This window comes from Roseibium sp. 10G30-5 (assembly GCF_055809635.1).
On the sequence record NZ_CM147918.1, the window covers coordinates 2,263,347 to 2,275,000 of the forward strand.

The window sequence follows — 11,654 nt, forward strand, 5'->3', positions numbered from 1 at the left end:
GAAGTTTGGATATGCAGCGCATTGACAGTTGGGTGACTCGCTTCGAGGAGGGTGTGCTTGCCTTCCTGCTGGCGGCCATGACCCTCACGTCCTTCGTTCAAGTGGTGGCGCGCTACGGCTTCAACTCGGGCTGGACCGGAGCGTTGGAATTTACCCGGATCCTGTTTGCTTGGCTCATCTTGTTTGGCATGAGTTATGGCATCAAGAACGGATCGCATCTGGGTGTTGATGCGGTTGTCCGATTGTTTCCAAAGCCCGTCTTTCGTGCGTTGGCGGTTTTCGGTGCGTTGTGTACGCTTGCCTATGCGCTGATCCTGTTTGATTCCACCTGGTTGCACTGGTTTGGACTGAATACCCGGGGCGGTGCGCTCGATTACTGGCAGAAGATGTACAAGATCGGCATCGGTCTTGATGATCTTCGCTATCCGAAATTCATCAGCGAATCCTTGGGTATACGTGAACGTGTACATCGCTGGCTGGCCTACCTCATCCTGCCGGTCGGCTTGCTGTTGCTCGCGTTTCGCGCCCTTCAGGCCATTTGGCAGATCCTGACAGGTCAACGGGAAATGGTCATTGCCGCTCACGAAGCGGAAGACCTGGTTGCTGAAAACAAAGACGCACTGAAGGACTGAAGGCGGGATCATGGAAGCTGGTATTCTCTTCGTCATGGTGATCACCCTGTTGTTTCTCGGGGTGCCGATTGCCATTTCACTTGGCCTGTCCAGCGTGCTGGCCATTGCTTTTTTCTCGAATGACTCGATCTCTTCCGTCGCACTGCAACTCTTCACGGCGTCGCAGAACTACACCCTGTTGGCGATCCCTTTCTTCATTCTGGCATCGGCCTTCATGTCGACGGGAGGCGTTGCCCGACGCATCATTCGGTTTGCGGTTGCCTGTATCGGTCACATTCGCGGCGGTCTGGCGATTGCGGCCGTGTTCTCCTGCATGTTGTTTGCCGCGCTGTCTGGCTCGTCTCCGGCCACGGTTGTCGCCATCGGCACCATTGCCATCGCGGGCATGCGTGAGGTCGGCTACAGCAAGGAGTTTGCGGCAGGTGTGATTGCCAATGCAGGCACATTGGGCATTCTTATTCCCCCGTCCATCGTCATGGTTGTCTATGCCGCGGCCACCGACGTGTCGGTCGGGCGCATGTTCCTGACCGGGGTTATTCCCGGTGCTGTGGCCGGATTGATGCTGATGATTGCCATCTATATCAATGCCCGCATCAAGAAAATGCCGAGCCAGCCCTTTGCTGGTGTTCGCGAAATTCTGCGTGCCGCAGGAGAGGCGGGGTTCGGTCTGCTGCTGATCGTCATCATTCTGGGCGGCATTTATGGCGGCGTGTTTACACCGACGGAAGCTGCGTCTGTGGCTGCGGTCTATGCGTTTTTCATCGCCATCTTCATTTACCGCGACATGGGCCCCTTGAAAGACGTGCCGATGCGCAAGCCCGGTGAAAGCATTATTTCCGCCATTGGCCGCAATAGTGTTCTGACGGTGGTGTATTTTATTCCCGGTTGCTTCCACGCCGACACCAAGAAGGTGCTGGTGGATGCTGCGAAGACGACGATCATGTTAATGTTCATCATCGTCAATGCGCTGCTCTTCGCACATGTGCTCACATCCGAGCGCATCCCGCAGGCCATCACCGATTGGATGATCGGTGCAGGCTTCAACTGGTTCACATTCCTGATTGCCATTAATCTGCTGCTGCTGTTGGGGGGCAGTTCATGGAGCCGTCGGGCTTGCTGCTCATCGTCGCGCCGGTGGTCTTTCCGATTGCCATGCAGCTTGGCGTTGACCCGATCCACCTTGGCATCATCATGGTGGTGAACATGGAAATTGGAATGATCACCCCTCCCATTGGCCTCAATCTCTTTGTGACCTCAGGGATCACGGGGATGAGTCTGGTGCAGGTGGTGCGAGCGGCAGCCCCCTTCGTGATGATCCTGTTCCTGTTCCTTATCCTGGTCACTTATGTTCCGGGCTTGTCCACCTGGCTGCCCTATAGTCTGATGGGACCAGAGCTGATCACCAATCGCTGACACTTAAACATCAGGGATGGTCGGTCTCAGAGAAACACATTCAACCGCCACCGTATGACATCATGCGGTGGCGGTTGGCGTTTCAAGGCTCATGAGAATGACATGGCGTCCGTTGAGATGTTTCTCGCCTGTGCGGCGAAATCCAAGCCGTTCATACCAGATCAGGTTGGATGCCATCAGCACATTGGTGAAGAGCCGGATCTCTGGCTTTTCCAGGATCTGAGCCCGGGCGATGGCGAGGTCAAGCAGAGCGCCTCCGAGTCCGGTTCCCTGTGCCTGCGGATGCACGGCCACGCTCCAGATAAGCAAATGATCATGGCCTGTAACCAGAACGAGCGATCCGGATGGGACGCCGTCTTTTTGCGTGGTTGTCACCCAGATCTCATCATTGGCAAGAAATGTGGAATAATCGCGTTCCATGGGCTGGGGCAACATGCCCATGACGGCGACCCAGGGCTTATAGGCCAGATGGGCTAGGGCTGTAACAGCCTCAATGTCGTCGAGCGTGGCACGCCGTAGGGTCGAAGACATCAGACTTCTTTTTGCCCTGTCAGAAGGTCGTCGAAAGCGGTCATGGTGTCCGGATCATGGAAGGCGGAAAAATTGCCACCGTCCTTGACCAACTTGGCGGCTTGGGTGAAGGCGCCATAGGCCAGACGTGCCAGTCCAGAGCCGACAGATATTCTGGCGACACCAAGATCCGCCAATTCCTTTTGAGTCATTGAAAATCCTGGGCGTCCAGCCAAAATATTGAGCGGACCGTCGAGCACGCTTAAGGCCTGTTCGATCTGGGCGCGCGTTTCAAGTGCCGGGGCATATACGCAATCGGCACCAACCGCTTCGAAGGCTTTCAATCTCTCAACAGTGGTCTTCAGACTGTGATCAGAGGTGATTGGCGCTTCGCTGCGTGCTGTCAGAACGAAGTCGGGCGCCATCTCCTGCTTGACGCGAACGGCAGCCTCAATCCGGGTGATCGCATGATCAAGATTGTAGTAGGGCGTGACGGGATCCGGAGTGAAGTCTTCGATTGAGCAGCCGCTGAGACCTGCGTCGATGGCAGCGCGCACCGTGTCTTCAACATCTTGCACGGTATCGCCGAAGCCATTTTCGAGATCGGCGCTGATCGGCAGTGTTGTTGCATTCAGCAAGAGCCGGGCATGGTCGATGGCCGTCTCTCGGCTTACCATGCCTTCCGCATCTTTGAGGCCATGCGAAAAGGCCAGTCCGGCGCTGGTGGTGGCCAGCGCTTCGAACCTCAGTCCTGCAAGGATATGAGCTGATCCCACATCAAAGGGATTGGGCAGCACAAAGGCATTGCGCTCTTTGTGCATGGCGGAGAAACGTTGACGACGAGCTTCGATGGTAGCCATGATCAGCCTCCAGAAAGATCTGTAGAAAACAGAACGTGATGTCCCCCCCGCTCCGGTCAAAACGACACTAGGTCGCTTTCGTTGCCCAGATGAAGCGAAAAACAGCCCGCCACGGGGTATCGGCCCGCAAATGCTTGTGACAAGGTCAACAAGAGGTTGCGCGCGTTGACCGCTTGCTTAGAGGATGCTGCCCAGTTTCATGGCGACAGACATATCGCCTTCCACTTTGATTTTGCCTGTCATGAAGGCGGCGGTCGGGTTCAGATCACCGTCCAGCAGTGCGTTCAGGTTCTCGGGGGTAATGGCGATGGTGCAATCGGCAGGCGCATCTGCGTTGCTCACCTGTGCCCCTTGCGCCAGGATAACACCGGTGTCGCCACAATCGAACTTCACTGTGTCATTGATCCCGCTATCGACAATCTTGTTGCGGACTTTTTCGGTCAGTTGTTCCAGGCTCATTCTCGGATCTCCTTGAGAGGACAGGCATCTTGGCCTTTACTGCCTATGTTATGCGTCAAAAATGCAGATGAGGTAACAATAACGAAAGCGTGTTGCAGGGATTTTGCGCAAAAAAAGGGCCGAGATAATGTCCCGACCCCAATCTCATCGATTTTGACCCGTCCGCCTCACCGGCTTGCGGGGTGATGGGCGCAGGGGAGATTCCCGACCGCGCCGATCAGGCTTAGTGGTTGTCGCGCGGAATGCCCTTGTGTGCGACGTCCTGATATTTGACGGCAGGTTTCAGCACCATTCCCTTATCAAATTGGTCGATCATAGAGCGCTGAATTTCCTGCCAGGGCGTCTGACTTTCGGGATAGGCAAAGCCGCCTTTGGCTTCCAGATCCTTGCGGCGCTGGGCCAGATCATCGTTCGAGATCAGAATGTTCGCCGTGCATTTGTTCAGATCAATACGCACCCGGTCACCGGTCTGGATCAACGCAAGCCCCCCCATGGCGGCGGCTTCCGGCGAAGCATTGAGGATCGACGGCGACCCGGACGTGCCTGACTGGCGACCGTCGCCAATGCAGGGAAGAGCTGTGATACCCCGCTTGATCAGCGCTGTTGGTGGCTGCATGTTCACAACTTCCGCCCCGCCGGGATAACCGATCGGTCCGGTTCCGCGGATAAAGAGCATGCAATGCTCGTCGATTTTCAGGTCCGGATTGTCGATGTTGTGGTGATAGTCCTCAGGGCCTTCAAAGACGACGGCGCGACCTTCAAAGGCATTGGGATCTTCCGGATTGCTCAGGTAGCGATTGTGGAACTCTTCCGAGATCACGCTTGTCTTCATGATGGCGCTGTCAAACAGATTGCCACTGAGGTTAAGAAACCCTGCCTTGTCTACCAGAGCCGTCTCGTAAGAGCGGATGACATCCGGGAGATCAGTTGTGATGCCTTCGCAGTTTTCGCCAATCGAGCGACCGTTGACCGTTACGGCGTCCGGATTTGGCAATGCCTTGTGGCGCATCAGTTCTGCAACGACGGCCGGAACGCCGCCAGCATGGAAGTAATCTTCGCCCAGATAGGCGCCGGCTGGTTGCAAATTGACCAGCAGAGGGATTTCGTAACCGTGGGTCTGCCAGTCGTCATTGTTCAATTCGACGCCCAGATGACGGGCGATGCCGTTCAAATGGATTGGCGCATTGGTTGACCCGCCAATTGCCGAGTTGATGACAATAGCATTTTCAAAGGCTTCGCGCGTCATGATGTCGGACGGTTTGATGTCCTGTTCGACCATGTCGACAATCCGCAGACCAGTGGCATAAGCGTTCTGTGCCCGCTCGCGGTAGGGCGCAGGGATGGCCGCGCCGCCGGGCAGTTCCATGCCAAGTGCTTCGGCCAAAGAATTCATTGTCGTCGCCGTGCCCATGGTGTTGCAATAGCCAACAGACGGTGCGGATGAGGCCACAAGGTCCATGAAGCCTTCATAGTCGATCTCGCCAGCGGCAAGCATCTGACGAGCCTTCCACACGATGGTGCCGGACCCGGTGCGTTCGCCCTTGTGCCAGCCATTCAGCATTGGGCCGACTGACAAGGCGATGGCGGGAATGTTCACGGTAGCTGCAGCCATCAGGCAGGCCGGTGTGGTCTTGTCGCAACCAATGGTCAGCACGACACCGTCAATCGGATAGCCGTACAGCAATTCGACCAGGCCCAGATAGGCAAGGTTGCGGTCCAGCGTGGCCGTCGGGCGTTTGCCTGTTTCCTGAATCGGATGGACCGGAAATTCGAAAGCAATACCGCCAGCTTCCCGGATGCCTTCGCGGACGCGATTGGCCAGTTCCAGGTGATGTCGGTTGCAGGGAGACAGATCGGAGCCGGTCTGGGCAATACCGATGATCGGTTTTCCGGATTGCAGCTCTTCGCGCGTCAGGCCGTAATTGAGATAGCGCTCAATATAAAGCGCCGTCATTCCGGGGTTGTCAGGATTGTTGAACCAAGTGCTGACGAACGCAGCTTGGGGGCCTTTTGATCGGCCATGGTGATCTCCCTCTCGCTAACAAGGCGTTTCGCGCCTCCTGCCTCTGTAGAAAGCACTCATTTGGGTCGCTGTAAAGTATGACTTTTTGAAATTCGAGCCGCACAGGCCTTGCGGGAAAACAGACCTGCCATTGCCGGGGGTGGCAGCCATTGCCCGTCTTCGTACCTCGAGGAAAAGGACTAGCGCGAAGACAAACAGGCGCGTTTAAAGGCGCGACGCAACAGACCAAGGCAATGAGACTACCGGCGATCAATACAATCGGCAGACCCGCCAGCGGAACGAAGCTTGTCGCGCCGATTACTGCTGCCACCAGCGACAGAGAAAATTGCAGTCGGCGTTGATACCGGCCCAACCTTGCGCTGCGGCTAACGAGGTAGAGCAGCTCGACAAATGTCTCCAGATGGACATCCGGAAACACAGCTATGGGGCTTTGATGACGTTCTGTGGCAGACAGATCCTGAAGCACAAGGCGGCCATGCGGCGTATGGCTGGCGGTGAGGAACAGGCCGCGCTTATCCTGAGTGAGCTTGATAGCGGCGGGCATGCGCTCATTCTGGCGCACGTTTGCCACGAACCGCTGAAATGCCAACGATTGCGCGAAGGCTTGCGCAGTCGGCTCCGGCGCCCCGGTGATAAGCACAGTGTCGAGACCCTTGGTCCGGATCTGGATCAGGTTGGATGGCGTGTTTTCCTGTACCGCTCCCATAATGCCGATCACACCGACGGCGCGGCCCTTTACTGCCACGAAAAGACAGGTCTTGCCCTCGCTCTCCATGGTGCGACACAAGGAGTTGGCGGTGAAGAAGTCGATGTTCATCGCCTTCATGAGATCGCGATTACCAATAGCCACAGGTTGACCGCCGATCATGGCGACGATGCCAAGTCCCGGCGCCTCCTCGCTTTCGTCAGGTGTGCCAATCGGGACTTTCCAGTCTTGTGCAATCTGGCGAATGGCACGGGCAATCGGGTGACGCGCAGACGCCTCGACCGTTGCCGCGACCGACAGCAGTGCATCGGGGCGATTATCGAAGGCCTTGACGTCGGTTACCACGGGAATGGCGCTGTCAAATAAGGCGGTGCGGTCAATCGCGATCACTTCTGCTTCGTGCAGGGCGGGCAGCGCGGCGATGTCCGGTGTTTCAATGTTCTTTTTGCGTACCAATTGCGCAAGGCGTGCCGTCACCACGCTGTTGAACACCTCAGGAATATGGGGCCAACCCAGCAAAAGCGCGCACATGCCAGCGCTGATGGCCGTCGCCACCACGCCCCCCGACAGGGCAAACCAGACCCCAAAGGTGATGCCGGCAACCAGGAACACGGCAATCATCTGCAAGAAAATACGCTTTTCGGGTCGTTCCTGAATTTCGCTCAGTCGTTGCTGTTTGAAAGACAAGGTTCGCGCCAGCACCAGAAGGGCTGCGGTCAGCGGCATTGCCAGGATGTCATCAAGCCGAAGTCCTGCCTGTCGGACCAGCAAAGCCGCAGCCACAACCAAGACCGCAGAGATCGTCAGCGCCAGAACATTCAGACACAGATAGGAACGGCGCATGGCACCATAGGTGACCAGCGCATGAATCACCGAAACTGCCGACAGGCACCACGCTGCACCGCTGAAACCGGCTATGCTTTCGGGGGACAGCAATTGCGGCATATGCGGCACAAGCCGGGTCAGCGTTTCCAACGCGGGCACCAGAACCAGCAACAGGCTGATGAGGGGGAGAATGCGATCGAAGAACTTGATACGAAAAACAGGCATGGAGTTCAATGTGACTGCATTTGAGGATGAAAGCTACAGGATGTGACCGCTGAGCACAGTTTCTGATGATCTGAAGGGTGCCTCGCGCATTCATGCTTGAAGCGCAACCGTCAGCCAAGAATAAGGCGGTTTCAAACTCTTTTTGCGGGAGCTGATTTTTTTGACAATTAGGGGTTTAAAACAGTGAGAAAATTGGTTATCCTTCCCCTGCGTTAATTGAGGTGCCCGCAGATTTTAGGGGCTGGGTTTATCAAAGTATCATTTTTTAAAATTTTCAAGTGGGAGGGGGTTCGCCCCCTCCCATTTTTGTTGGTGCCAGAGAGACCGACACGGGTGCGGTCATCTCTCTCAAGACATTGACAGAAAAGAATTTTAGTCAACCCTGTGCGGCGGCATTCGCCATGCTGTGTAAATGCCATAGTCCGGCTTTTTCCCCGGCCTTTGCCAAACGGGGCTTGAATTGGCGCCGTGGGCAGGCACATTGCGCATGTCTGAAGACTATGCAGCGGAGCGCAAAATGAACGTCTATGGCATTCGAAATTGTGACACGGTCAAGAAAGCGCGGAAGTTTCTTGAGGAAGCCAACGTCGACTATGAGTTTCACGACTATAAGAAGGAAGGCGTCGATGAGGACAAGTTGCGCGCTTTCGTGAAGGAGTTCGGTTGGGACACGGTTCTCAACAAGCGCGGCACTACGTGGCGCAAGCTGGATGATGATTTGAAAGACACGGTTGTGGACGCTGAAAGCGCCATCAATATGATGTGTCAGGAGCCGTCCATGATCAAACGCCCGATCGTGGAATCGGAAGGCCGCAATCTCATTGGGTTTGACGCGGTCGCCTGGGAAATGGCTTTGGAGACTGGCGAACTGAGGTAAGGGCCCCGGTGTGGTTGGATGGCCGCCGTTCTCGTCCCGGTCTAGTCGCTTGTGGCTTTGCCACCGTCACCAAGGTACGGCGTGGGCCTGTGTCTATATGGAAATGCCCGTCGCGGTAATATTTGTAACCACCGACTTCGGGTTGCTGCTTCAGGAAGCGCACAACTGAGCTTGGATTTGCTCTTACGTCGAAGTCCACAGCCTGACAATTCAGGTGATAGGAGCTGCCGGCGCCGCCTTTCCACCAGTTCTCCAGCCACCAACGCTTCGTTGAGGTCACCGTGACATGGCCATACCGGTGGGCGACACGGTTTAGCACATGCTTCAGCTTGCGCGGTACGCACCATTTCGTGTCGTTATAGGTGATGTTTCGGGCCGAAGGTGTCATCCAGCCAAGACCTGTGACGCCGGCAACGGTTCCACATCCGGCCAGCGGAAGAGCCAGCAGAGTGAGCAGGGTGATGGATCTGAGGGTAGACTGCATGTGAGTGAGCGTCCTGACGCAAAACTTTCGGACGAAAAACGGAAGACCGCGCTTGCACGAGGCCTGTTTCGCCAGAGTGCGCGGCTTTGGTTAAAATTGTCATGAAAAACTTGGTTAACGCTTGAGCGTGATGGAGCGTATTTGAGGCCTTGGCCATATCGTGGTGATCCGTCTGCGTCAGGCGGTTCAACCGGGCCATAGCCTGCTCTTCGCCGACTTCCCTGCAGTTCTTTGTACTTTAGACGCCATTCAAAGCACATTTATAAGTCCGCACCCTAAAGGGCTGGTCGGGGCTTGTCGTTTGCGGTACTTCTGCCGCCTTATATGCAGAAGTCAGGAGAACTCCCGGTGTCGACCCGTCGTTTTGTGCTCACACTGTCTTGTGAAGACAGGCCCGGAATTGTTGCTGCCGTCACCACAGAGTTGGCTGACCTTGGTGCCAATATTGCCGAGAGCAATCAGTTTTGGGATCAGGTGACCAACCAGTTCTTCCTGCGCATTGCCTTTTTGGCACCGGCAGAGACCAGCGTTGAGAGCTTGCACAAGCTTCTTGGAGCGGCGGAATCGCGTTTCGACATGAAGCTTCACATCTGGGATATGTCCGAACGCCCCAGGATTATCATCATGGTGTCGCGGTTTGATCACGCCTTGCACCATCTGTTGTATCAGATCCGTGTTGGCTGGATGGACGCCGAGGTGGTGGCCATCGTGTCCAACCACCCGGACAGTGCGGCGACTGCAGAAATCGAAGGCATCCCCTATCATCACTGGGCAGTGAACAAGGAGAACAAGCGCGAGCAGGAAGAAAAGCTCGTGCACTTGTTCAAGGAAACCGGTGCCGACCTCATCGTTCTGGCGCGGTATATGCAGGTGTTGTCGGATACGTTCTCCAGTCGCCTTTTTGGTCGTATCATCAACATTCATCACTCATTTTTGCCAAGCTTCAAGGGGGCCAAACCTTATCAGCAGGCGCATCAGCGCGGAGTGAAGATGATTGGCGCGACGGCCCATTACGTGACACCGGATCTGGATGAGGGTCCGATCATTGAGCAGGATGCAGAGCGTGTCAGCCACTCCCTGTCTGCTGATGACTTTGTTGCTCGCGGGCGTGATATTGAATCCCGTGTTCTTGCACGGGCTGTGAAATACCACGTTGAGAACCGTGTCATGATTGTCGGTAACAAGACGATTGTCTTTACGCAGTAACGGCGTGCGAGGCGGTTTTCAGGTCCAAATCCGTTTGGCCTGTCTATGTCAGCCCGGTCTCTGCAGATTATTGCGCCCTGCCTGTAGGAGTTTGCCCCTTGAGAGGACAGCGTCATGACTGAGCCAGATCCGGACCGGACGTCTCTTATGCGACGTCTTGCCGGTCGTCTTGGCTGGGCGCGGCGGGGGCAGGCGCTTGGGGAGGCACAGGACCAGCCGCTAGACCCGGATGTTCTTCCCTATGCACGGTTCGAGAACGTGTCGTTGCACCTGAGCGATAGGGCCATCCTGCGCGATGTTTCACTCTCCCTGCAGGAAAAGCGTGTTGGCATCATTGGTCTGAATGGCTCGGGTAAGAGCAGCTTCCTGCGCCTTTTTAATGGATTGCGGCAGGCTCACGCGGGCCAGATTCATGTCTTCGGGGCCGAGGTTGTGCAGGTTACGGCGGATCTGCCGCGATATGTCGGCTTTGTTTTTCAAAATCCCGATCATCAGGCAATCTTTCCCACCGTGGGAGAGGAGATCGCCTTCGGACTCACCCAGTTGGGGCATGATGCGAAAACCGCACGCGACGAGGCGCGGCAATTTCTCGATCAGCACCGCGTTGCGCATCTGTTCGAACGGCCTTTTCCTGAATTGTCCGGGGGGCAGAAACAGCTCGTCTGTCTGTTGGCGGTTCTTGTCATGCGTCCGCGCTTGTTGTTGCTGGATGAGCCGACCGCCAGTCTCGATGCCCTGGCCTCTCAAAGCATTCTTCTCAAGATCAACTCGCTGGATCAGCAGGTGGTGATGGCGACTCATCACCTGGAGCTTCTTGAGACCTTTGATCGGGTTATTTGGTTTGAAGATGGACAGGTACGCGCCGATGGCGTGCCAGCCGAGATTCTGGACAGGTACCGTGCCGACATAAAGTCACGTGCCAATATCGCAACCTTGGCAGTCGACGCATGATCTCGATGTATTTGCCCGGGCAAAGTTGGCTGCATCGTCTGCCTGCCGCCCTCAAGCTGGGAGGGCTAGCCGTCACAACTCTCGCAGTGTTTCCTTTGCACGGGGTCTTGCCGCTGGCTGCATGTGCGGCGGGGACAATCGTCTGCTATGGTTCGCTGGGATCTCGAGGCTTGAAAAGCCTTTGGCAACTTCGCTCGCTGTGGTGGATGCTGATAGGCGTCTTCCTGCTGCATGCGGTCTTCGGGGCTTGGGCGCTGGGCGCGGCCATGGCACTGCGGCTGTTTGCGCTGGTGGGGTTGGCGAACCTCGTGTCCTTGACCACCCGCATGGACGAGATGTTAAGCGCGCTGGAACCGCTTTTCTCTCCGGTACGTTTGTTTGGCGGCTCGTCGCGCAAACTGGCGCTCGCCATGTCATTGGTTCTGCGCTTCGCGCCTGTGCTGGTTTCGGTCCTGACCGATCTACAGGAAGCTTACCAGGCGC

Annotated in this window: 10 protein-coding genes and 2 pseudogenes (1 of these 12 only partly in view); 6 read left to right on the plus strand and 6 right to left on the minus strand. The window is 56.2% G+C overall.

All coding sequences use genetic code 11. The features are described 5' to 3' along the window. The first annotated feature begins 11 nt into the window (after positions 1 to 11). Both AC0L7U_RS11485 and AC0L7U_RS11490 read left to right on the plus strand, forming a co-directional pair. Positions 12 to 632, plus strand: coding sequence for a TRAP transporter small permease (locus AC0L7U_RS11485; protein WP_473690816.1), 621 nt, complete (start codon positions 12 to 14; stop codon positions 630 to 632). A gap of 10 nt (positions 633 to 642) precedes the next feature. Next, positions 643 to 2,045 (plus strand): annotated as a pseudogene (locus AC0L7U_RS11490) (TRAP transporter large permease). Positions 2,046 to 2,105: 60 nt separating this feature from the next. On the opposite strand, the gene AC0L7U_RS11495 reads toward AC0L7U_RS11490, so the two are convergent. From AC0L7U_RS11495 to AC0L7U_RS11515, 5 genes and pseudogenes are all read right to left on the minus strand, one after another. Then, entirely contained in the window at positions 2,106 to 2,576 is a 471-nt protein-coding gene (locus AC0L7U_RS11495) for a GNAT family N-acetyltransferase (RefSeq protein WP_473690818.1), read from the minus strand. Beyond that, positions 2,576 to 3,415 carry an isocitrate lyase/PEP mutase family protein gene (locus AC0L7U_RS11500; RefSeq protein ID WP_473690820.1) on the minus strand — a complete coding sequence of 280 codons (840 nt, stop codon included), beginning with the start codon at positions 3,413 to 3,415 and terminating at the stop codon, positions 2,576 to 2,578. Before AC0L7U_RS11500 ends, AC0L7U_RS11495 begins: the two co-directional genes overlap by 1 nt. 177 nt (positions 3,416 to 3,592) lie before the next feature. Next, positions 3,593 to 3,874, minus strand: a complete 282-nt coding sequence (locus AC0L7U_RS11505) for an SCP2 sterol-binding domain-containing protein (RefSeq protein WP_473690821.1) — start codon at positions 3,872 to 3,874, stop codon at positions 3,593 to 3,595. 223 nt (positions 3,875 to 4,097) lie between these two features. Beyond that, a pseudogene (locus AC0L7U_RS11510) lies at positions 4,098 to 5,855 on the minus strand (IlvD/Edd family dehydratase); the annotation flags it as partial. Then, positions 5,839 to 7,653 (minus strand): HAD family hydrolase, encoded by a 1,815-nt coding sequence (locus AC0L7U_RS11515; RefSeq protein ID WP_473690823.1) that lies wholly within the window; start codon positions 7,651 to 7,653, stop codon positions 5,839 to 5,841. The gene AC0L7U_RS11515 and the pseudogene AC0L7U_RS11510, both read right to left, overlap by 17 nt. A 487-nt stretch (positions 7,654 to 8,140) precedes the next feature. Between AC0L7U_RS11515 and AC0L7U_RS11520 the strand changes: the two genes are divergently transcribed. Beyond that, positions 8,141 to 8,530 carry an ArsC family reductase gene (locus AC0L7U_RS11520; protein ID WP_473690825.1) on the plus strand — a complete coding sequence of 130 codons (390 nt, stop codon included), beginning with the start codon at positions 8,141 to 8,143 and terminating at the stop codon, positions 8,528 to 8,530. On the opposite strand, the gene AC0L7U_RS11525 is transcribed toward AC0L7U_RS11520, so the two are convergent. Continuing rightward, the gene (locus AC0L7U_RS11525) at positions 8,472 to 9,014 is read right to left on the minus strand and encodes a YcbK family protein (RefSeq protein ID WP_473690827.1); all 543 of its coding nucleotides are present in this window, start codon (positions 9,012 to 9,014) and stop codon (positions 8,472 to 8,474) included. The genes AC0L7U_RS11520 and AC0L7U_RS11525 overlap by 59 nt on opposite strands. Before the next feature lie 324 nt (positions 9,015 to 9,338). On the opposite strand from AC0L7U_RS11525, the gene purU reads away from it, so the two are divergent. The 3 genes from purU to AC0L7U_RS11540 all read left to right on the plus strand — a co-directional run. Continuing rightward, the gene (gene purU, locus AC0L7U_RS11530; protein WP_473690829.1) at positions 9,339 to 10,220 is read left to right on the plus strand and encodes a formyltetrahydrofolate deformylase; all 882 of its coding nucleotides are present in this window, start codon (positions 9,339 to 9,341) and stop codon (positions 10,218 to 10,220) included. A 114-nt stretch (positions 10,221 to 10,334) separates the two neighbouring features. After that, a complete protein-coding gene (locus AC0L7U_RS11535) occupies positions 10,335 to 11,171 on the plus strand; it encodes an energy-coupling factor ABC transporter ATP-binding protein (protein WP_473690830.1) in 837 nt (278 codons plus the stop codon). Further along, positions 11,168 to 11,654, plus strand: partial view of an energy-coupling factor transporter transmembrane component T family protein gene (locus tag AC0L7U_RS11540; protein WP_473690832.1) — the 5' portion only. It continues 191 nt past the right edge of the window; 487 of the gene's 678 nt are visible here — the first part of the coding sequence; its start codon is at positions 11,168 to 11,170; the stop codon falls past the right edge of the window. Before AC0L7U_RS11535 ends, AC0L7U_RS11540 begins: the two co-directional genes overlap by 4 nt.